The sequence below is a fragment of the Luteibacter sp. E-22 genome, assembly GCF_049913125.1.
In the GTDB taxonomy this organism is placed as follows: Bacteria; Pseudomonadota; Gammaproteobacteria; order Xanthomonadales; family Rhodanobacteraceae; genus Luteibacter.
Genome location: NZ_CP183975.1, coordinates 1,397,232 through 1,417,587 on the forward strand (window position 1 = coordinate 1,397,232; position 20,356 = coordinate 1,417,587).

Genomic DNA, 20,356 nt, shown 5'->3' on the forward strand with positions numbered 1-20,356 from the left:
ACCGCACGCGACCTTGGATACTAGCGCTGTTGCTGCGGCTGGCTGTTCTTGTTGATGTAGGCGTCGTATTCGCCCTTGTCGACCTTGCCGTCGTGGTTCGCATCCGCTTCGGGGAAATGCGCACGAAGTTGCTTGAGCGCTTCGTTGTCCTTGGGCACGTCGCTGCGCTTGATGCTCTTGCCGTCCTTGCTGATCTCGGAAAACGCAGGGGCGCCGCCGCTGTCGGAGCCGCCTTCCGACTGGGCGTGGGCCATGCCGATGCCCAGGCTGGCGAGGAGTGCGAGTGAAACGATCGATCGCGAGTACTTCATGAGTCCTCCGTCTGTCGTGGTAGCCACCAGTGTAGTGGCATGCCGTTATTGCGCCGTGAGGCGCACGTCGGATCTTAGCGCTGTGCTAGCCTCGGCGCCGCCCGATCGTTGAGGAAATTCTCATGTCGCTTCCCGCCGCGCTGCGCGATCTCGATCACGCGCAGCGGCACACCGTGATAGCCAGCTTCCTGGGTTGGACCCTCGACGCCTTCGATTATTTCTTGCTGACCTTCGTCATCCTCGCCGTGGCCAACGAGTTCCACGTGCCCAAGCAGGAGGTGACCTACGGCTTGTTCCTCACCCTCGCCGCACGACCGATAGGCGCACTGGTCTTCGGCCGCCTGGCCGATCGTTACGGGCGCCGGCCGGTACTCATGTTCGACATCGTGCTGTTCTCGCTGCTGGAGGTGGCATGCGCGTTCGCGCCGACGCTGGGTGTCCTGCTCGGCCTGCGCTTCCTCTTCGGCATCGCGATGGGGGGCGAATGGGGCATCGGAGCGTCGCTGGCGATGGAGTCGATTCCCGCCAGTTCACGGGGCTTCGTTTCCGGCTTGCTGCAAAGCGGATACCCGTGTGGCTTCTTCCTCGCGGCACTCGCCAACTGGTTGCTGGTGGATCACATCGGCTGGCGAGGCCTCTTCGTGGTCGGTGCGTTGCCGGCACTGCTGGTCCTGTACATCCGGCGCAAGGTGCCGGAGTCGCCGGTATGGGAGAGCCGCCGCTCGCATGCGCGCGAGAGCGTTTTCGTGTCCATGCGCGGGCACTGGAAACTGTTCGTCTACCTCATGCTCCTGATGGCGGCGTTCAACATGTTCAGCCACGGATCGCAGGACATGTACCCGACCTTCGTGCAGGAGACCCTGGGGATTCCCGCCGGCTCGGGCACCGCGTTCCTGCTCACGGCATTGCTCAACCTCGGCGCGCTGGCCGGTGGCCTGACCTTCGGCTCGCTTTCCGAGCGGATCGGCCGGCGCAAGGCGATCATCATCGCGGCGCTGCTGGCGATCCCGGTGGTTCCGCTGTGGATGTACGGTGGTTCGTTGCTCTTGCTCGGCCTGGGCGCCTTCCTCATCCAGGTGATGGTGCAGGGTGCCTGGGGCGTGGTGCCCACCCACCTCAATGAACTGGCGCCGGATGCCGTGCGTGGCACCCTGCCGGGCTTCGCCTACCAGATGGGCAACCTGCTCGCGGCGATCACCGCTACCGCGCAGACCTGGCTGGCCGGCCAGCGAGGGGGCGATTTCGCCTTCGCGATGTCGACCTGGATCGCCGTCGTGGCCTTGCTCCTGGCGCTGCTGACCTGGCTCGGGCCGGAAGCTCGCGGCGTCGGCTTCGGCCGCCACCGTGGTCCGACGTGACGCCACGACCGGGCACGGCTAAAATCCCCCGTTTTCCTCCGGTAGAAACGAACATGCAGGCTGGCAAGGGCAAGGTCATCTCGTTCCATTACACCCTCACCGTCGATGGCGAGAAGGTCGAAAGCTCGATCGAGGGCGGCGAGCCGTTGTGGATACTGCTCGGCCACGGCCAGCTGATCCCCGGCCTCGAGGCCGGTCTCGAAGGCAAGTCGGTCGGCGACACCTTCGATGTCGAGATCGCTCCGGAGCAAGGCTACGGCCCTCGCCAGGAAGGCATGACGCAGCGCGTGCCGAAGAAGTACTTCCCGCAGCAGGGCAAGGGCCTGAAGGCCGGCGACAGCACCGTTCTTTCGTTGAAGGAAGGCGGTAGCCGCGTGGTCGTCGTGCAGAAGATCGGTTCCAGCGTCGTCGACATCGACCTCAACCATCCCATGGCGGGCAAGACGCTCAATTTCCACGTCGACGTGCAGTCCGTGCGTGACGCGACGGAAGAGGAAATCGCGCACGGGCACGCCCATCCGAACGGCGACGCCGCGCACTGAGAATCATCGCCGGCAGGGTCGGCTCCCACCCGATCAGCGCGGGCTGGTAAGACCATCAAGCAGCGCGGCTCGAATCAGCGCAGCTTGATGGGAGCCGACTCTGTCGGCGATTCGCGATGATCTCGAAAACAAAGACGGCGCCCTTGGGCGCCGTCTTTGTTTCAACCAGCAAGTCTTAAATCAGGTCTTAGACCACCGACTGGCCGTTCACCGAAATCTCGACGTCGATATTGCCGCGCGTGGCGTGCGAGTACGGGCAGACATTCTCGTGGGCGAAGGCGACGATCTCCTTGGCGGTCGCGTCGTCGACACCCGGCAGGCTCACCTCAAGCTTGGCGCGGATGGCGAAACCGTTGCCCTGGCGCTTGCCGATGCTGACGCTGCTGGCGACGGAGGCATCGTCGGCCTTGACCTTCTTCTGGCCGGCGACGAAACGCACCGCGCCTTCGAAACAGGCCGCATAGCCGGCGGCGAACAGCTGCTCGGGATTGCTGCCTTCACCGGTGCCGCCCATGGACTTCGGCAGGCGCAGGTCCATGTCGATGCGGCCGTCGTCGCTCTTGACGTGACCGTTACGGCCACCTGCGACCTTGGCATGCGCGGTGTAGAGGGCGTCGCCGTCGAACTTGGAGATATTGCTCATGGGTTTGTCCTTTGTCGTCTGGGAGGGGAGGGCCGGAAGGCCGGTCACGGAACACAGTAAAGCACGCAATTTAATCGCGCGCAATTCAATTGTTGAGCGAGCGCCGGGCGCGTTGCCGTCCGTTCAGTTTAGGACGCGGCGTCCGTAGGCAAAGTTCTCTTTCCAGTAGGCGCCGTCCAGGTCGTCCAAACGTACCGTACCGCCCGAGTTCGGCGCATGTACGAAACGACCCTTGCCTACGTAAACCCCTACGTGGGTGATGTGTCCGCGGCCGAAGAAGACGAGGTCACCGCTGGAAAGTTCGGTTTCGTCGACCTTTGGCTTGTCGAGCGCGGCCATCTCCGCCGAGGTCCGGGGCAGGCGCAACCCGGTCGAGGTCAGGTAGATGTAGTTGATGAGCCCGCTGCAATCGAAACCGCCCTGGGGGGTATTGCCGCCCCAGCGGTAGGGCGTGCCGACCAGGCCGATGGCACGGAAGAGCACGTCGTTGGCGGCGTCGGCTGGCGGCGCGTCGGCCGGCTTGGTGGACCAACCCAGGTTTTTCGCCAGCGGCACCGCCGAAGCCGGATTCCGCCGCTGCGAGGACGAGGGCTTGTGCGGCGCGCTGCCGCAGGCGACCAGCAAGGTCACGACGGCGGCCACGGCGAGGGAACCGAGCCAGGTTCGGATGCGGAAAGGACGGGTGGCTGGCGACATCGGGCGTTCCCCTGTCAGGATCGGCGCAACGAGGTTATCAAATCAATGGGTTGCGTGGAATACCTGCTAAAGCGCGCGAATGTAGGCCGGGCACAGCCGATGAAGGGTGGCCGGGCCGCTAAAATGCCTGGATGGATAGGTCCCGAAGCGATGTTCTGATCATGGGTGGCGGAGTGATCGGGCTCGCGTGCGCCCTGTACCTGCTCAAGGCAGGGGCGAGTGTGCGGGTGCTAGAGCAGGCCCAGCCCGGTAGCGGAAGCTCGCATGGCAACTGCGGCACGATCACGCCCAGCCACGCCGGGCCGCTGACCATGCCGGGCATGGTCGGAACGGCCCTGGGTTCGCTGCTGCGACGCGATGCGCCGCTCTACGTGAATCCGCGTCCCGATGCGGCCCGGGCACGCTGGCTGCTAGGTTTCGCCCGGAACTGCACCTGGGCTCGGTACCGGCAAGCGGGTGAGGCGCGAGGGGCGATCCTGGCCCGCTCGCGGACCTTGCTGGGCGACCTGATCGCCAGCGAAGGCATGGCCTGCGAATTCGAGGAAGTGGGCGAACTCTACGTTTACCGCCAGGTGCGTACGCTACGCCACGACCGGCCGCACGTGGACTTGCTGCGCCGGCTCGGCATGGACGTGCGGACACTGGATGCCGACGAGGCCATGGCGCTGGAACCGGGCCTGCGTGATGGCGTGGTGGGCGCCTTGCTGCATCCTGGCGATGCAAGGCTGAGACCGGACCGGTATGTCGCGGAACTGGCGCGACGAGTGCGTGAACTCGGCGGAGCGATCGAGACCGGTGCCCGGGTGGATTCCTTCGTCTTCGACGGTGCGCGTGTTTCCCACGTGCGTACCACCCGCGGCGTCTTCCAGGGCGACCGCGTAGTCATGGCGCTCGGCGCATGGTCGCCGTTGATCGGCAAGCTGCTCGACATCCGTTTGCCGATGCAGCCAGGCAAAGGTTATTCGCTGACCTGGGAGCGGCCACCCGAGCACGCGCCACGTCATTCGCTGGTGCTGCGCGAAGCCGCGGTGTGCGTCACCCCGTGGGTCTCGGGGTTCCGTCTTGGCAGCACGATGGAGTTTTCCGGTTTCGACGAGGGCCTCAACCCGTTGCGCATCGACGCGTTGCGGCGTGGCGCGGCCAGCTATCTTCGCGAGCCGGAAGGGCGCGGCGAGGTCGTGCCCTGGTGGGGGTGGCGACCGATGAGCATGGACGAGGTGCCGATCATCGGCCCGAGCGCGCGATGGTCGAACCTGATGTACGCGACGGCGCACGGCATGCTCGGCATCAGCATGTCGGCGGCGACCGGCGAGCTGGTGGCCAGCCTCCTCGCGGGCCCGGCGCCGGCGTTGGACCCGGCTCCATATGCACCGGCACGGTTCGGACTCTAGACGCGCGGACCTTCGCCATCGCATTTGCTACGGTGTCACCTCCCCTACCCAAGGAACATGGCATGACTTCGGAAGCTTTCGACCTGATCGTGATCGGCGGCGGTTCGGGCGGGCTCGCCGCGGCTATCAGGGCGTCGAAGCACGGCGCGAAGGTCGCGCTGCTGGAACCGAAGGAACTGGGCGGCACCTGCGTCAACGCGGGCTGCGTGCCGAAGAAGGCCATGTGGTACGCGGCGCAGATGGCCGAAGCACAGTACATCGCGGTGGACTACGGCTTCCACGACAAGCCCGGCAGTCTCGACTGGCCGCGTTTCATCGAGCGCAGGCAGGCGTATGTCGACCGCATCCACGTGAAGTACCAACAGGCGCTCGACACGGGTCACGTGACGGTCGTGCGCGAGTATGGCCGCTTCCTTTCCGCTGGCCGCGTGCAGGCCGGCACGCGGGAACTGACGGCGCCGCATGTGCTCATCGCCACGGGCTCCACGCCGAACCGGCTGGACAAGCCGGGTTTCGACCTGGGCATGACATCGGACGGTTTCTTCAACCTGCGCGCCTGCCCGCGCCGCACGGCCATCGTGGGCGGCGGTTACATCGCGGTGGAACTGGCGGGCGTGCTGCGCGCCCTGGGCAGTGACGTGGACATGTACGTGCGTGGCCGCCTGATGAGCGGCTTCGACGAGGAAATGGCATATGGCCTCGGCGACGAGATGCGCCAGCATGGCATCCGTGTCCACTACGAATGCCAGATCGACGCGGTGCATGAGAAGGACGGCGTCCTCCTCCTGGACTGCGACCGTGGCGACCATCCGGGACCCTACGACGCCTTGATCTGGGCCGTGGGCCGGCACGCCGATACCGCTTCGCTCGACATCGGCCGCATCGGCCTCGTCACCGGCGACGACGGGCACGTGGAGATCGACGATTACCAGAACACCAACGTGCCGGGCGTCTACGCGGTGGGCGACGTGACCCAGCGCATGGCGTTGACGCCCGTGGCCGTCGCGGCGGGCCGCAAACTCGCGGACCGCCTGTTCGGCGGCAAGCCGGAGGCGAAGCTCGATTACCAGAACATCCCCAGCGTGGTGTTCTCACATCCGCCGCTGGGCACCATCGGCATGTCGGAGCAGCAGGCTCGCGAGCGATATGGCGCCGAAGTGCACCTCTACAAACAGTCGTTCGTGCCGATGCAGCTGGCGCTGGCGCACCGGCCGATCACCACGCGCTTCAAGCTGATCTGCGTGGGCGGCGATTCCCGCATCGTGGGGATGCAGATGCTCGGCCCGGGGGTGGACGAGATCCTCCAGGGCTTCGCCGTGGCGATCAAGATGGGTGCCACCAAGGCTGACCTCGACGCCACCCTGGCCATCCATCCGACCTCGTCCGAGGAAATGGTGCTGATGGGCGATCGGGTGCCCGGATGAGCGGTACACTCTTGCCATGAGCCCGTACACCCTTCACCGCGGCACCGCGCCGCTCCTGATCAGCCTGCCGCACAACGGCAGCGCGATCCCCGATGACCTCGCCGCACGCATGAAGCGCCCGGCGCGCCGCTCGCCGGACACCGACTGGCACGTGGCCGAGTTGTACGATTTCGCCCGCGGCATGGGTGCGAGCGTGATCAAGCCGTTCGCCTCGCGCTACGTGGTGGACCTGAATCGTCCTGCCGACGGCCATGCCCTCTATCCGGGGCAAAGCGAGACCGGCCTCGTGCCCACCGTGCTGTTCAGCGGCGAGCCGATCTACCGCGCCGGCGCCGAGCCGGATGCGGCGGAAATCGCCGATCGCGTGAAGCGCTGGTGGAAGCCTTATCACCGCGCGCTCGCCGACGAGCTGGCGCGCCTGAAAGCGGAATTCGGGCATGTCGTGTTGTGGGAAGGGCATTCCATCCGCAGCCATGTGCCGATGCTGTTCGAGGGGCGCCTGCCCGACCTCAACCTCGGCACGGCCGATGGCGCGAGTTGCTCGCCCGACCTGCAGGCGAAACTCGCCGCCGTGCTGGAGAGGCAGGATGAATATTCCTTCGCAGTGAACGGCCGTTTCAAGGGCGGCTACATCACGCGCCATTACGGCAAGCCCGCGCACGGCATCGATGCCGTGCAACTCGAGCTCGCGCAACTGAATTACATGGACGAGGATTCCTTCGAGTACCTGCCGAAGCAAGCGGCGAGCGTGCAGGTGTTGATCGGGGAGATGCTGAAGGTCTGCCTCGACAGCGCGCGTACGGTCACTCCCTAGGCCAATCGCCGACGGGGTCGGCTCCCACCAGGCAGCCACAACCTGGCGGGAGCCGACCCCGTCGGCGATGTTTCAGCAGTCTTGTGGGAGCCGACTTTGTCGGCGATGCCTACGAAGCCAGCGCCGCCACGCACTTCAGCTCGATCGCAATCGGCGTCGGCAACGCATTGACCTCCACCGTCGTCCGGCACGCGTCTACCCCCCGAAAGGCTTCCGCATAAAGCCGGTTATACGTGGCGAAGTCGCGCGCCATATCGGTCAGGTACACGGTGACATCTACCAGATCTTCGAAGCGCGCCCCGCTGGCTTCGAGCACGGCACGTACATTGGCGAAGACCTGCCGGCATTGTGCCTCGATGTCGTACGACACGAGTTTCCCCGTCTCGTCGACGACATTGCCGGGAATGGCATCGGTAGCCGGTACTCGCGGGCCGATACCTGAAAGGAACAGCAAGGGCCCGACACGCCTGGCGTGCGGATAGGCGCCGACCGGCGCGGGTGCGCCTTCGGCGCGGATGACGTCATTGCCCATGATCGATGCAGATGTTCCTGGCTTCGGTGAAGAAACGCATGGCCTCGAAACCGCCTTCGCGGCCAACGCCGGATTGCTTCGTGCCGCCGAACGGCGTGCGCAGGTCGCGCAGCATCCAGCAGTTCACCCAGACGATGCCGAACTCGAGGCGTGCCGAAAAGCGGTGTGCACGCGATACATCGCGAGTCCACACCGACGCGGCAAGTCCGTAGGGCGTGCCGTTGGCGATCGCCAGCGCCTCGTCCTCCGTATCGAACGGGATCAACGTGACGACCGGGCCGAAAATTTCTTCCTGGTTGGTGGCTGTGTCGGGCGCAAGACCTTCGATCACCGTCGGCGCGATGAACCAGCCCTCGGCGCAGCGGCCTCCCACATCCACTCGTCCGCCCCCGATGAGGATGCTGCCGCCTTCCGCGCGGGCGCGCTCGATGCAACCGCTGACCTTGTCGAAATGCGCCTTGGAGACGAGTGCGCCGAGCTGGTTGCGCTCGTCGAGTGGATCGCCCACCCGCAACGTCCGCACGCGCTCCAGGTATTCGCGACGGAAGCGTTCGTAGATCGGGCGCTGCACCAGCAGCCTCGATCCACACAGACAGATTTCGCCCTGGTTGGCGAAGCCCGAGCGGACGATCGTCGCCATCGATGCGTCGGCGAAGTCGAAATCGTCGAAGACGATGGTCGGGTTCTTTCCGCCCAGTTCCAGCGAGACCTTCTTCAGGCGGGGCGCGGCCGCCGCGGCGATGGCCACGCCGGTGCGCGTACTGCCGGTGAAGGAGACCGCCTTCACCGTCTCATGGATGACGATGGCTTCGCCGACCGCTGGACCGCTGCCATGGACGATGTTCAGGACACCCGGCGGAAAGCCGGCTTCTTCGGCGAGCGTGCCTAGCAACCAGGCGGTGTACGGCGTGACTTCGGATGGCTTGGCCACCACCGTGTTGCCGGCGGCAAGGGCAGGGGCGATCTTCCAGGTGAACAGGTAGAGCGGCAGGTTCCATGGACTGATGCAGCCGACCACGCCCAGCGGCAGGCGCAGCGTGTAGTTGATGGCCCCTTGTTCCATGGCGTGCGATTCAGCGCTCCATTGGCTCGCCGCCGCGGCGAAGAAACGCAGGTTCGCCACGGCTCGCGGGATGTCGAGCGTGCGGGCGAGCGCCAGCGGTTTGCCACTGTCCTGCGATTCGGCCTCGGCAAAGGATTCCAGCCGCGCCTCGATCGCATCGGCCAGGCGCTGCATGCACCGGGCACGGCGTTCGGACGGCGTCGCGGCCCACCCTGGCGCGGCACGCGATGCGGCATCCACCGCGTCGGCGACGTCGGTGGCGTCGGAATCCGGGCAGCGTGCGAAGGCTTGCCCGGTCGCGGGATCGGCGACGTCCAGATAACGGCCACCTCGCGGCGCGCGCGAATGGCCGTCGATCAGGTTGGCGAGGACGATCATGGCCTGCCTTAGTTCAGCCCGCGGGTGCGGCCGCCGTCGATGGAAATGCTGGTGCCGTTGATGTAGCCCGCGGCCGGACTGGCGAGGAAGGCGATCATCGCGGCGATTTCCGCCGGTTCGCCGAAACGGGCGGCGGGCACGCTGGCGAGCAGGCCCCGTTCGACCTCCTCGCGGGTACGGCCGGCGTCCACGCTGGCTTTCACCAGTGCCTCCAGCCGCGGCGTACGGGTGTAGCCGGGAAGGATGTTGTTCACCGTGATGCCATCGGGTGCGACCTCGGCGGCCAGGGTCTTGGCCCAGCCGGCCATGGCCGCGCGCGTGGTGTTGGAAACGCCCAGGTTGGGGATCGGTTCCTTCACCGATGTGGAGATGATGTTCACGATCCGCCCGTAACGCGCCTCGCGCATGCCGGGCAGGCAGGCATGGGTGATCACCTGCGCGGCGATCACATGCTGTCGGTAGGCTGTGAGGAAGGCCTCCGGCTCCGCGCTCCAGACCGGACCGGGCGGAGGGCCGCCACTGTTGTTCACCAACACATGCACGGCATGGTTCTTGACCACCTCGCCGATGGCCTCGGCCAAGGCGTCGGTATCGAGCATGTCGACGGCGACGTGGCTATGGGTCTGCCCGGGTTGCGTCGCAGGGAGCTCGGCAGCGAGCGCGATGAGCGCATCGGCGGAGCGGGAAAGCAGGGTGACGCTGGCCCCGAGCTCCGCCAGTTCGAAGGCGGTGGCGCGTCCGAGGCCTTGCGAAGCGCCGCAGACCAGCGCGTGACGACCGGTGAGGCGAAGATCCATGCGGCGCTCCCTGGAATGAGGATGGTGGGCGGTCAGCCCTGTTTCATTGCCCACCACTGTATCGCCATTGCGGCGAACCAGCACGGCCAGGCGAACCACGGCGAGCGTTTCCACCAGCCCTGCCAGCGGGTGAGGGCGTCGTCGTTGAACAGTGCCGGTGCATCCGAGCGCAGTACCCGGCGTACGCGCAACCAGTTGGCCATGCCGTTGGGGCGACCGGTGTCGGCCTCCACGATGGTCTTCCACTGGTCGGGATAACGCTTGCGCAGGAGGGTGGTGAACCGCCACTGCGCGATGAAGTGCAGGACGAAGAACGCGACCGCGCCGAGCAGAAGCAGGAGATAGAGGAAGACGGCGCTCTGCATCGGGTCAGCTGCCTTTTTCTTTGTCTTTCTTCGTGTCGTCGGTACGCAGGAGGTCGGTGGTGACCACCTCGCGAATCGTCGAGATCACCCCGTTTCCTTGCTGAGCCTTCGAGCAGACGGCGTTGTTGATCGCCTTCTTGTAGGTGTCGTTCTGCATGCCGACATAGAGGACGCCATCGGGGCCGTGGGCGATCTTGAAGCTGCCGGCAGGGTTCATCTTCACCGGCGCCTCGGCCGAGAACGTGGTGGGCGATTGCTCCCAGTAGGTCTGGCTCTGCTGCTGTTTCGCGGACGAATACACCACGAGGTAGCGGGCCTTGTCGTCCACGACCTTGAACTTGCCGAAGGCACCGGTGGTTTCGCTCGTCCAGCCGATGTATTCGCACAACTGGATGTCTTCCGAGTGCAACGGCTGGAAAGCGTCATCCAGCAGCACCACCGTCGGTGCGAAGAGGTAGCTCGAACTCAGCCAGCGGCCGTTGAGCTCGGACTTCATCGCGATGGTGTAGGGCAGGTGCGCGCCCTGTGGCAGGCGGAAGGCGAGGAAATAGCTGCGGTCGCCGTTGAGATTGGCGACCGGGCTGTCCTTGCTCAGCTCGAATCGCTGCGGTTGCCAGGGCAGCATGTCCTGGTAGGACAGGTCGGCGAAGCTGCCGCAGCAGGGCGACGCGTCGTCGAGCGTCTTGCGCGCGATGTCGATGGTGTTCGTCGGGTTTTCCGGTGGACGGAAGTTCGGCGGCACGATCGTGCGGCAAGCCCCCAGCGCGGTGAGCGCCAGGGCAAGCAGCAGGAGACGGGGGACGGAAGGGGGCATGATCGTCTCAGTGGGTCAGAACTCGGCACTCCCTGCCGCGCGGGGATAGGGGATGGCGTCCCGGATGTTGGACAGGCCGCAGACATAGACCAGCAGGCGCTCGAAGCCGAGGCCGAAACCGGCGTGGGGCACGGTGCCGTAGCGGCGCAGGTCGCGATACCAGTCGTAGGTGGCCTTGTCGAGATGGAACTGGTCCATGCGCCGGTCGAGATAGTCGAGGCGTTCCTCGCGTTGGGCACCGCCGATGATCTCGCCGATGCCGGGGGCCAGGACGTCCATGGCCGCGACCGTCTTGCCGTCGTCGTTGAGGCGCATGTAGAACGCCTTGATCTGTTCGGGGTAGTTCATGACGACCACCGGACGGCCGATATGTTCCTCGGCGAGGAAGCGTTCGTGCTCGGTCTGCAGGTCCACGCCCCAGGCGACGGGGTGCTCGAACTTCCTGCCGGATTTCTGCAGGATCGCCACGGCTTCGGTGTAGTCGATGCGCTCGAACGGCTTGGCGATGAAGGCTTCCAGGCGCGTGATGGCGTCCGGCTGCACGCGCTCGGCGAAGAACGCCATGTCGTCGGGGCGTTCGTCGAGCACGGCCTTGAAGATGCCCTTGAGGAACAGTTCGGCGAGGTCGGCGTTGTCGTCGAGGTTGGCGAAGGCCACCTCGGGCTCCACCATCCAGAACTCGGCCAGGTGACGCGTGGTGTTGGAGTTCTCGGCGCGGAACGTGGGACCGAAGGTGTAGACCTTGCTCATCGCCAGGGCATAACCCTCGACATTGAGCTGGCCGGACACGGTGAGGAACGCTTCGCGGCCGAAGAAATCCTTGCGGAAATCGATACCGCCCTTGTCGTCGCGCGGCAGGTTGGCCAGGTCGAGCGTGGACAGGCGGAACATGTCGCCCGCGCCTTCCGCATCCGACGTGGTGATGATCGGGGTGTTGATCCAGAAGAAGCCCTGCTCGGTCAGGATACGGTGGATCGCCGTCATCATCGTGTGGCGAACGCGGGTCACGGCGCCGAAGAGGTTCGTGCGCGGGCGCAGGTGGGCGACCTCGCGGAGGAACTCCATCGAGTGCTGCTTGGGCTGGATCGGGTAGGTGAGGGGGTTCTCGACGAAACCGGTGACCTCGATACGGGTGGCCTGGATCTCATAGGCCTGGCCCTTGCCCTGCGAGGGGACGAGCTTGCCGGTGGCGATGACGGCCGCACCGGCCGACAGGCGCTTGACGTCCGTCTCATAATTGTCGAGATCCGACGTGGCCACGATCTGGATCGGGGCGAAGCAGGAGCCGTCGCTCAGGTTGACGAACGAGAGGCCGCCCTTGGACTCGCGCAGGGTGCGTACCCACCCGCGGACCGTGACTTCGTGTTCCCCCGCGGCCGTGCCGCCGGCGAGGGCCTGCTTGACGCTTACCACCGTCATCGATTGAAACTCCAGAAGAGGCGCCGCATCTAAGGGCGCGTAGGACGCGACCTTGCATGATAATGTAAGGGTCGCGTGAACGGCACCGTTCATCGGTATACCACGGGCAGAAAACGTTTTCATGAGCATCCAGATCACTCCCGCCGCCTCCGACCGCATGCGTGCGTTCCTCGCCAAGGCACCCGATGCCGCGGGCGTGCGCTTCGCCGTCAAGCGGATGGGCTGCTCCGGCTTCGGCTACGTGGTCGATCTGGCCGATGCCGTCGCCGAGGACGACAAGGTGCTGGACATCGACGGCATCCGCGTCGTCGTCGACCCGAAGAGCATGCCGCTGGTCGACGGCACCCTGATCGATTTCCAGCGCCAGGGCCTCAACGCGTCCTTCGTCTTCCACAACCCCAACGCCACGGGCGAGTGCGGCTGCGGCGAGAGCTTCACCGTCTCCTGAGCGCCGCCCGCTGCCGAGTCCCTTCTGATGGGAGCCGGCCCTGTCGGCGATACAAGGCTTGCCGTAACCCCTCGTTTCTCCTTACAATGCGCGGCTGGCCCTCCCTCAGGAGGGTCTTCTTGCCTCACCGCCAGTCGCGGGAGGCTGCCATCCCCGCAAGGGGTGCATCCACAAGGAGCCACCATGCGTCATTATGAAGTCGTGTTCCTGGTCCATCCGGACCAGAGCGAACAGGTGCCCGCCATGATCGAGCGTTACAAGACGCTGATCGAAGGCGACAACGGCAAGATCCACCGTCTCGAAGACTGGGGCCGCCGCCAGCTGGCCTACCCGATCGAGAACCTCGCCAAGGCTCACTACGTGATGCTGAACATCGAGGTTTCGCAGAGCGTCCTGAACGAGCTCGAGACGGGTTTCCGTTTCAACGACGCCGTCCTTCGCCACCTCGTGATCCGTCGCGACGAAGCCGACGTCGAGCAGTCCTTCATCCTCAAGAGCAAGGAAAAGGACGAGCAGAAGGGTTCGCGTCGCCGTGACGACGACAGCGACGGCGACGACCGCCGTGGTGGTCGCGACAACGACAACGATCGCGACAGCGACGACTAATCGGGGATCACAGACATGTCCAAGTTTTTCCGCCGCCGCAAATTCTGCCGCTTCACCGCCGAGGGCGTGAAGGAGATCGATTACAAGGATCTCAACACCCTCCGCCAGTACGTCACCGAAAACGGCAAGATCGTCCCGAGCCGCATCACCGGTACGAAGGCCCGTTACCAGCGCCAGCTGGCGACCGCGATCAAGCGCGCTCGCTTCCTCTCGCTGCTGCCGTACACCGACAACCACGACGTCTGATCGTCGTAAGCCCTCGGACAACCATTATTGGCTGCACGGGGCCCATCCCGTGCTAACGAAAAGGAATACCCCATGGAACTCATCCTCCTCGAGAAGGTGAAGAACCTCGGCAACCTCGGCGACAAGGTCACTGTCAAGCCGGGCTACGGCCGTAACTTCCTCCTCCCGACCGGCAAGGCCGCCCGCGCGACCGCCGCCAACCTCGAAGCGTTCGAAGCCCGTCGCGCCGAGTACGAAGCCAAGGCCAAGGAGCAACTCTCCGGTGCCGAGGGTCGTGCCGCCAAGCTCGATGGCGCCGAAGTCACGATCGAAGTGAACGCGTCGCCGGAAGGCAAGCTGTTCGGCTCGGTCACCCCGCGTGACATCGCCGAGGCGCTCACCGCCAAGGGTCTGGACGTCGACAAGAGCGAAGTGATCCAGGCCGAAGGCCCCTTCCGTGTCGTTGGCGAGTACGAGGTCATCATCGTCCTCCACGCCGACGTGCAGCAGACGGTCAAGGTCAAGGTCGTCGGCGCGTAAGCCCCGTACCACCGCGATTCCGAGACGGGCGCCGAAAGGCGCCCGTTTTCGTTTCCACCCACAAGTTATCCACAGACTTATCCTCTCAACGGGTGAGACCAGCCAGCGTATGATCGACATCGCGACCAGCCGTTCCGGTGTGGGCGCCGTCTGCAACACGAGGTAATCCATGTCCTTCAATCCCGAGCGAGGCGAGCGCGGCGACCGCAAGCGCCGTCGTGAGCCTTCCGCCATCGATTCACTGCGCATTCCGCCGCATTCCATCGAGGCCGAGCAGGCCGTGCTGGGTGGCTTGATGCTTTCGCCGGATTCCCTGGACAAGGTCGCCGACAAGCTTTCCGAGGAAGACTTCTACCGTAGGGATCATCGCCTGATATGGCGTGCGATCAACGAACTGGCGAACAAGGGCATGCCTTGCGACGCCATCACGCTCGGCGACTGGTTCGTCGCCAACGAGACCGCCGAGATGGTCGGCGGTGCCACCTACCTGATGGAACTGGCGAACTCGACGCCCAGCGCGGCGAACATCGGCGCGTATGGCGACATCGTTCGCGAGAAGTCCGTGCTGCGCCAGTTGATCGATGCCGGCACGTCGATCACCGAGGATGGCTTCCGTCCCGAAGGCAAGAGCGTGCAGGAGGTGATGGAACTCGCCGAGCAGCGCGTTTTCCGCATCGCCGAATCCGGCGCCCGAGGCAAGAAGGATATCGTGTCGGTGCGCGAGGCCGTGGGCGAGGCCTTCCGCATGCTTACCGAGCGCTACGAGAAGCGCGGCCAGCTCACCGGCCTGTCCACCGGCTTCACCGACTTGGATGAACTGACCTCCGGGTTGCAGCCGTCCGACCTGGTCATCATCGCGGCGCGTCCGTCGATGGGTAAGACCGCGTTCGCGCTGAACCTCGCCGAGGCCGCCGCCATGCGCGGAAAGAAAGCGGTGGCGGTGTTCTCGATGGAAATGTCGGCCTCGCAGCTCGCCTTCCGCCTGATCTCCTCGCTGGGCCGCGTCCACGCGCAACACCTGCGCAATGGCGACCTCGCCGAAGAAGACTGGCCGCGCGTCACCTCCGCGATCACCATGCTGTCCGACGCGAAGATCTTCATCGACGACACGCCGGCGATGTCGCCGGTGGAAATGCGCTCGCGGGCGCGCCGCCTGCAGCGCGAGCACGGCCTGGGCCTGATCGTCATCGACTACCTGCAGCTGATGCAGGTACCCGGTAACTCCGAAAACCGCGCGACGGAAATCTCCGAGATCTCTCGTGGGCTGAAGGCGCTGGCGAAGGAACTCAACGTGCCGGTGATCGCCCTGTCGCAGTTGAACCGCTCGCTGGAGCAACGTGCCGACAAGCGCCCGATGATGTCCGACCTGCGCGAGTCCGGCGCTATCGAGCAGGATGCGGACGTGATCATGTTCATCTACCGCGACGAGTACTACAACAAGGAGTCGCCCGATAAGGGGCTGGCCGAGATCATCATCGGCAAGCAGCGAAACGGACCCACCGATACGGTGAAACTGGCCTTCCTCGGTCACTACACGAAGTTCGAGAATTGGGCGCCGGATTCCTACGTGGGCTCGTTCGACTAGGCACCGCCAGGCCTTGGGAGCCGCTCGATCCGTGGGAGCCGCTTGATCTGTGGGAGCCGCTTCAGCGGCGATCCCGCGGCAGCGGGCCATGTCGAGGCAAGCACCCATCGCCGCTGAAGCGGCTCCCACACCATCACACGACCATACGATAGGAACGCGAGGGGACCCGGGATGAAGCGCATCGGTTTCTGGATGGCTGTGTGGTGTCTCGTCTTGACCGTGGCGTCCGTGGCGACGGCCGCGAATCGCATCGTCCTTCCGGAACATCCCACCCCTGACCAGCGCGCGGACATCGAGCAACGGCTCAACGACTGGCCCTTGCTCGCCCGCTACGCCAGGGATAACGCCACCTATCCGCCGCCGAAGCCTGGCGAGAAACGCGTGGTGTTCATGGGTGACTCGATCGATTACTACGCCGCGATGGTCGACGCCCACGACGCCTTGAGGAAGGAACTCAGCGACGATGGCCTGCATCCGAACGCGGCGGGCTACAAGGTGATGGCGCCGCTGTCCCAGAAGGCGATCGACGGCGTGCTCGACGGCGGACACTGATGAATCGTGGCGGGCGATCGCTTGCCAATTTTAGGACGACATCCTACTGACCTTCGGGTTGCGGTTCCTTAGCATTTCCGTGGCCCTCAGCAAAGGATCGACCATGGAATTTTTCATCAGGCCGGCCGCCGTCGTCGCGGCCGCGGTGTTCTGCGCCTCGCTGGCCTCGCCCGCCCATGCGGGACTGCCGTTCTTCAACAAGAAGAACAAGGAGCACGACGCGAAGGTGGCGCAGATTCCCCACTGCACGAAGAAACTGGGTTCCATCTCGGTCATCGAGCCGGAAGCGGCATTGAAGTGGTGGACGGGGCAGCAACTGCCGGCGCCTACGAAGCTCATCAAGGTGTTCGTCTCGAAGTCCGGTTGTTTCACCCTCGTCGATCGCAGCAGTGGCATGGATGCCGCCATGCGTGAACGCGCACTGGCGTCGGGAGGGGAATTGCGTGGTGGCTCGAACATCGGCAAGGGCCAGGTGAAGGCGGCCGACTATGTCCTCGTGCCCGACCTGATCGACAGCAACCGCGATGGCGGAGGCGGCGGCATTTCAGGCCTCGCGCAGAGCGTGCTAGGCGGGACGGCGGGACGTATCGCCGGCTCGGTCAAGCTCAGCTCCAAGACCGCCGACGTGACCCTCACGGTCACGGACGTGCGTTCTTCCGAGCAGGTGGCGATGGTGGAAGGTCACGGCGAGAAGAACGATATCGGGCTCGGGGGCCAGGGCAACATGTGGGGTAGCCAGAGCCTGGGCTCGGCGGGCCTCGGTGGGTATACGAACACCACCCAGGGGCAGGTGATCACCATGGCCTACCTCGATGCGTACACCAAGCTCGTTTCCGAGCTGGGCGGCCTGCCGTCCGATGCGTCGGCGGCGAATAGCCGGCAGTCCGGCACGATGCGCGTCGCCAGCCGCATGTCCGCCAAGGCGGACGGCAAGGGCAAGACGATCCGTTCGCTCGAACCCGGCATGCTCGTGTACCCGACGGGCGACCGGATCGGGCTCATGTGGGAAGTGGACGACGAGCACGGCAATCGGGGCTGGGTATCGTCGGCTGACTTCGACCTCGCCCGATGACCCAGGCGACGAACTATCCGCCGTGACGCGCCATCTTTGCGCCACACGGTCGCCCAATCGTTACGGCTAGACTGGGTGACCGATCACTACCGCGTTGCTTCGATAGCCATGAGCCGTACCACCGTCGCGACCATTCATCTCGGTGCCCTGCGCCACAACCTTGCCCGCGTTCGTGCGCTCGCGGGCAGCGCCAGGGTCATGGCGGTGGTCAAGGCGGATGCCTACGGCCATGGGCTGGAGCGTGTGGCTCGCGCGCTCGATGGCGAGGCCGAGGCGTTTGCCGTGGCGGCCATCGCCGATGGCTTGCGCTTGCGTGCGGCCGGGCATCGGCAGCGGATCGTGGTGCTTTCAGGACCGGACACGCCCTCCGACATCGCCGAGATGCAGCGCCTGCGCCTGGAGGCGTTGATCCATCACGACGCGCAGTTACCCTGGCTGGTCAGGGCCGATCCGGCCCGTGGACCGCTGCGGGTCTGGATCAAGGTGGATACCGGCATGCACCGGCTTGGCTTTCCGCCGGAGCGCGCTCGTGAGGTCCATGCCGCCGTGCTCGCGATGCCCGCGATCGACCGCGACGTCGGCCTCATGACCCACTTCGCCTCGTCGGAGGAGTTCGAAGGGAGGGACACGGCGTTGCAGATTGCCCGCTTCAGGGAAGCCACCGAGGGTCTGCAGGGCCCGCGCGCGTTGTCCAACTCGGCGGCCGTGCTTGGCTGGCCGGACGCGCGTGGCGACTGGGTTCGCACCGGTGGCCTGCTGTACGGATTGTCGGTCGTGGAAGGGCGTTCGGGCGCCGATTTCGGTTTCCGTCCCGCCATGTCGCTGACGACGCGCCTCGTGGCGATCAACCACCTCGCGAAAGGCGAGCGCGTGGGCTACAACGGCACCTACGTCTGCCCTGAGGACATGGCCGTCGGCGTCGCCGCGATCGGTTACGGCGATGGCTATCCGCGCAGTGCAACTGCCGGCACGCCAGTGCTGGTCAACGGGCGGCTCGCGCCACTGGTCGGAAGAGTGTCGATGGACTTGATCACGCTGGACTTGCGTCTGGTCCCGGATGCTCGTGTGGGCGACAGGGTGACCCTGTGGGGCGATGGCTTGCCGGTGGAAACCGTGGCGGCCTCGGCCGGCACGATCTCCTACGATCTCACCTGTGGCATGACGCGGCGCGTACTCTTCGTCGAAGACGAAGCATGAACGCGGCCGATTTCTTCGCGTATCGTCCCTTGCGACAGCCACGCGCTATATAGCGTCTACTTTTCCACGGATATCCCGAACGATGGCCAAGGCCAAGACCGCCTACGTTTGCACCCAGTGCGGCGCCGAACACAGCAAGTGGCAGGGCCAATGCGCCGAGTGCAACGAATGGAACGTCCTGTCCGAGTTCGTCGTCCAGGCGGCGAAGCCCAACGCGGTGTCGACCGGCGCGCGCCGTGGCGGCTATGCCGGCGAGGCGGCGGGCGCGCCCAGGATCACGCCGCTCACCGAAGTGTTGCTTACCGCCGAGGCACGCACGAACACGGGCATCGGTGAACTGGACCGCGTCCTGGGCGGTGGCCTGGTCGATGGCTCGGTGGTCCTGATCGGTGGAGATCCCGGTATCGGCAAGTCGACCCTGCTCCTGCAGATGCTCGGCACATTGGGCGCGGTCCTGCCGAGCCTGTACGTCACCGGCGAAGAATCGCTGGCGCAGGTCGCCGGACGCGCCCAGCGGTTGGATCTTCCGCTCGCTCCCTTGCATGCGCTGGCGGAGACCTGCATCGAGCGCATCCTGGAGCAGGCCGCATCGGCTCGGCCGCGCGTACTGGTCATCGATTCGATCCAGACGATCTGGACGGAACTGCTCACCGCGGCTCCCGGATCGGTCAGCCAGGTGCGCGAATCGGCGGCAAAGCTCACGCGATTCGCCAAGGAGACCGGCACCTCGGTGTTCCTGGTGGGCCATGTGACCAAGGAGGGCGGTATCGCCGGCCCGCGCGTGCTCGAACACATGGTCGATGCGGTGCTGTATTTCGAGGGCGAGTCCGGCAGCCGTTTCCGCGTGCTGCGTGCCTTCAAGAACCGCTTCGGCGCGGTGAACGAACTCGGCGTATTCGCGATGTCCGAGAAGGGCCTGCGCGAGGTCCCCAATCCGTCGGCGATCTTCCTTTCGGCGCATTCGGGCCCTACGGCCGGGAGCGCGGTGATGGTCACCCGCGAGGGTACCCGTCCCTTGCTCGTGGAAGTGCAGGCGTTGGTCGACCAATCGTCGTTGGGCAATCCGCGTCGCGTCGTGCTGGGCCTGGAACAGAATCGTCTGGCGATGCTGCTCGCCGTGTTGCATCGCCACGGCGGCGTGGCCGCCTACGACCAGGACGTCTTCGTCAACGTGGTCGGCGGTATCCGCGTGCAGGAAACCGCATCGGATGTCCCGGTGTTGATGGCGGTCCTGTCGAGCTTGCGCGACCGCCCCCTGCCGGAAAAATCGATAGCGTTCGGCGAAGTCGGTCTATCGGGCGAGATACGCCCGGTGCCGAACGGCGAAGAACGCCTGAAAGAAGCGGCGACGCATGGCTTCCGCCGCGCCGTGGTACCCGCGGCGAACGCTCCCAAGCGTGGCCGCGTGGGCGAGATGGAAGTCATCGGCGTGGAACGCCTCTCGCAAGCGATCGACGCCAGCCGGGAGTGACCGTGGGAGCCGACCTTGTCGGCGATCTCGCGGCAGCGGGCCGGGTTGAGGCAAGCACCCATCGCCGACAGAGTGGGCTCCCACCTGAGCGGGTTGCCTGCTCAGCGGCTCGC

The 20,356-nt window shown here is 65.4% G+C and carries 23 protein-coding genes; 14 read left to right on the forward strand and 9 right to left on the reverse strand.

Annotated features, from left to right (window positions below; all coding sequences use genetic code 11):
• Positions 1–20 precede the first annotated feature (20 nt).
• Positions 21–311 (reverse strand): hypothetical protein, encoded by a 291-nt coding sequence (locus ACN9M2_RS06100; RefSeq protein ID WP_426287242.1) that lies wholly within the window; start codon positions 309–311, stop codon positions 21–23.
• 122 nt (positions 312–433) lie between these two features.
• On the opposite strand from ACN9M2_RS06100, the gene ACN9M2_RS06105 reads away from it, so the two are divergent.
• The gene (locus ACN9M2_RS06105) at positions 434–1,669 is read left to right on the forward strand and encodes an MFS transporter (protein ID WP_426287243.1); all 1,236 of its coding nucleotides are present in this window, start codon (positions 434–436) and stop codon (positions 1,667–1,669) included.
• A gap of 53 nt (positions 1,670–1,722) precedes the next feature.
• The gene (locus tag ACN9M2_RS06110; protein WP_306851366.1) at positions 1,723–2,211 is read left to right on the forward strand and encodes an FKBP-type peptidyl-prolyl cis-trans isomerase; all 489 of its coding nucleotides are present in this window, start codon (positions 1,723–1,725) and stop codon (positions 2,209–2,211) included.
• Positions 2,212–2,398: 187 nt separating this feature from the next.
• Here ACN9M2_RS06110 and ACN9M2_RS06115 read toward each other — a convergent pair whose 3' ends face one another.
• Both ACN9M2_RS06115 and ACN9M2_RS06120 read right to left on the reverse strand, forming a co-directional pair.
• Positions 2,399–2,854: an organic hydroperoxide resistance protein gene (locus tag ACN9M2_RS06115; protein WP_426287244.1), complete on the reverse strand. Its 456-nt coding sequence runs from the start codon at positions 2,852–2,854 to the stop codon at positions 2,399–2,401.
• A gap of 123 nt (positions 2,855–2,977) precedes the next feature.
• The gene (locus tag ACN9M2_RS06120; protein ID WP_426287245.1) at positions 2,978–3,550 is read right to left on the reverse strand and encodes a C40 family peptidase; all 573 of its coding nucleotides are present in this window, start codon (positions 3,548–3,550) and stop codon (positions 2,978–2,980) included.
• A 131-nt stretch (positions 3,551–3,681) separates the two neighbouring features.
• Between ACN9M2_RS06120 and ACN9M2_RS06125 the strand changes: the two genes are divergently transcribed.
• The 3 genes from ACN9M2_RS06125 to hutG all read left to right on the forward strand — a co-directional run bounded on the left by ACN9M2_RS06125 (position 3,682) and on the right by hutG (position 7,179).
• Positions 3,682–4,941: an NAD(P)/FAD-dependent oxidoreductase gene (locus tag ACN9M2_RS06125; RefSeq protein WP_426287246.1), complete on the forward strand. Its 1,260-nt coding sequence runs from the start codon at positions 3,682–3,684 to the stop codon at positions 4,939–4,941.
• 62 nt (positions 4,942–5,003) lie between these two features.
• On the forward strand, positions 5,004–6,365 hold the full coding sequence (gorA, locus tag ACN9M2_RS06130) for a glutathione-disulfide reductase (protein WP_426287247.1): 1,362 nt from the start codon (positions 5,004–5,006) through the stop codon (positions 6,363–6,365).
• Positions 6,366–6,381: 16 nt separating this feature from the next.
• Complete coding sequence (hutG, locus tag ACN9M2_RS06135) at positions 6,382–7,179, forward strand: N-formylglutamate deformylase (protein WP_426287248.1); 798 nt, start codon at positions 6,382–6,384, stop codon at positions 7,177–7,179.
• Between the two features lie 109 nt (positions 7,180–7,288).
• Here hutG and ACN9M2_RS06140 read toward each other — a convergent pair whose 3' ends face one another.
• From ACN9M2_RS06140 to asnS, 6 genes are read right to left on the reverse strand one after another with little or no spacing between them, the layout of a single operon-like run.
• Complete coding sequence (locus tag ACN9M2_RS06140) at positions 7,289–7,711, reverse strand: RidA family protein (protein WP_426287249.1); 423 nt, start codon at positions 7,709–7,711, stop codon at positions 7,289–7,291.
• The gene (locus tag ACN9M2_RS06145) at positions 7,701–9,152 is read right to left on the reverse strand and encodes an aldehyde dehydrogenase (protein ID WP_426287250.1); all 1,452 of its coding nucleotides are present in this window, start codon (positions 9,150–9,152) and stop codon (positions 7,701–7,703) included. Before ACN9M2_RS06145 ends, ACN9M2_RS06140 begins: the two co-directional genes overlap by 11 nt.
• An 8-nt stretch (positions 9,153–9,160) precedes the next feature.
• Complete coding sequence (locus ACN9M2_RS06150; RefSeq protein WP_426287251.1) at positions 9,161–9,949, reverse strand: SDR family oxidoreductase; 789 nt, start codon at positions 9,947–9,949, stop codon at positions 9,161–9,163.
• Positions 9,950–9,981: 32 nt separating this feature from the next.
• Positions 9,982–10,314 (reverse strand): hypothetical protein, encoded by a 333-nt coding sequence (locus ACN9M2_RS06155; protein WP_426287252.1) that lies wholly within the window; start codon positions 10,312–10,314, stop codon positions 9,982–9,984.
• 4 nt (positions 10,315–10,318) lie between these two features.
• Positions 10,319–11,128: a MalM family protein gene (locus ACN9M2_RS06160; protein WP_426287253.1), complete on the reverse strand. Its 810-nt coding sequence runs from the start codon at positions 11,126–11,128 to the stop codon at positions 10,319–10,321.
• Between the two features lie 15 nt (positions 11,129–11,143).
• Positions 11,144–12,547, reverse strand: a complete 1,404-nt coding sequence (asnS, locus tag ACN9M2_RS06165; protein WP_426287254.1) for an asparagine--tRNA ligase — start codon at positions 12,545–12,547, stop codon at positions 11,144–11,146.
• Positions 12,548–12,668: 121 nt separating this feature from the next.
• On the opposite strand from asnS, the gene ACN9M2_RS06170 reads away from it, so the two are divergent.
• The 9 genes from ACN9M2_RS06170 to radA all read left to right on the forward strand — a co-directional run bounded on the left by ACN9M2_RS06170 (position 12,669) and on the right by radA (position 20,243).
• On the forward strand, positions 12,669–12,995 hold the full coding sequence (locus tag ACN9M2_RS06170; RefSeq protein WP_426287255.1) for a HesB/IscA family protein: 327 nt from the start codon (positions 12,669–12,671) through the stop codon (positions 12,993–12,995).
• A gap of 183 nt (positions 12,996–13,178) precedes the next feature.
• Positions 13,179–13,601, forward strand: a complete 423-nt coding sequence (rpsF, locus tag ACN9M2_RS06175; RefSeq protein WP_306851350.1) for a 30S ribosomal protein S6 — start codon at positions 13,179–13,181, stop codon at positions 13,599–13,601.
• Between the two features lie 15 nt (positions 13,602–13,616).
• On the forward strand, positions 13,617–13,847 hold the full coding sequence (rpsR, locus tag ACN9M2_RS06180; RefSeq protein WP_029214018.1) for a 30S ribosomal protein S18: 231 nt from the start codon (positions 13,617–13,619) through the stop codon (positions 13,845–13,847).
• A gap of 72 nt (positions 13,848–13,919) precedes the next feature.
• The gene (rplI, locus tag ACN9M2_RS06185; RefSeq protein WP_426287256.1) at positions 13,920–14,366 is read left to right on the forward strand and encodes a 50S ribosomal protein L9; all 447 of its coding nucleotides are present in this window, start codon (positions 13,920–13,922) and stop codon (positions 14,364–14,366) included.
• 169 nt (positions 14,367–14,535) lie between these two features.
• Positions 14,536–15,951, forward strand: a complete 1,416-nt coding sequence (locus tag ACN9M2_RS06190; RefSeq protein ID WP_306851344.1) for a replicative DNA helicase — start codon at positions 14,536–14,538, stop codon at positions 15,949–15,951.
• A 171-nt stretch (positions 15,952–16,122) separates the two neighbouring features.
• Positions 16,123–16,503, forward strand: coding sequence for an SGNH/GDSL hydrolase family protein (locus ACN9M2_RS06195; protein WP_426287257.1), 381 nt, complete (start codon positions 16,123–16,125; stop codon positions 16,501–16,503).
• Positions 16,504–16,606: 103 nt separating this feature from the next.
• The gene (locus ACN9M2_RS06200; RefSeq protein WP_426287258.1) at positions 16,607–17,575 is read left to right on the forward strand and encodes a CsgG/HfaB family protein; all 969 of its coding nucleotides are present in this window, start codon (positions 16,607–16,609) and stop codon (positions 17,573–17,575) included.
• Positions 17,576–17,683: 108 nt separating this feature from the next.
• Positions 17,684–18,772: an alanine racemase gene (alr, locus tag ACN9M2_RS06205; protein WP_426287259.1), complete on the forward strand. Its 1,089-nt coding sequence runs from the start codon at positions 17,684–17,686 to the stop codon at positions 18,770–18,772.
• 82 nt (positions 18,773–18,854) lie between these two features.
• Positions 18,855–20,243: a DNA repair protein RadA gene (gene radA / locus ACN9M2_RS06210; RefSeq protein ID WP_426287260.1), complete on the forward strand. Its 1,389-nt coding sequence runs from the start codon at positions 18,855–18,857 to the stop codon at positions 20,241–20,243.
• Positions 20,244–20,356 lie beyond the last annotated feature (113 nt).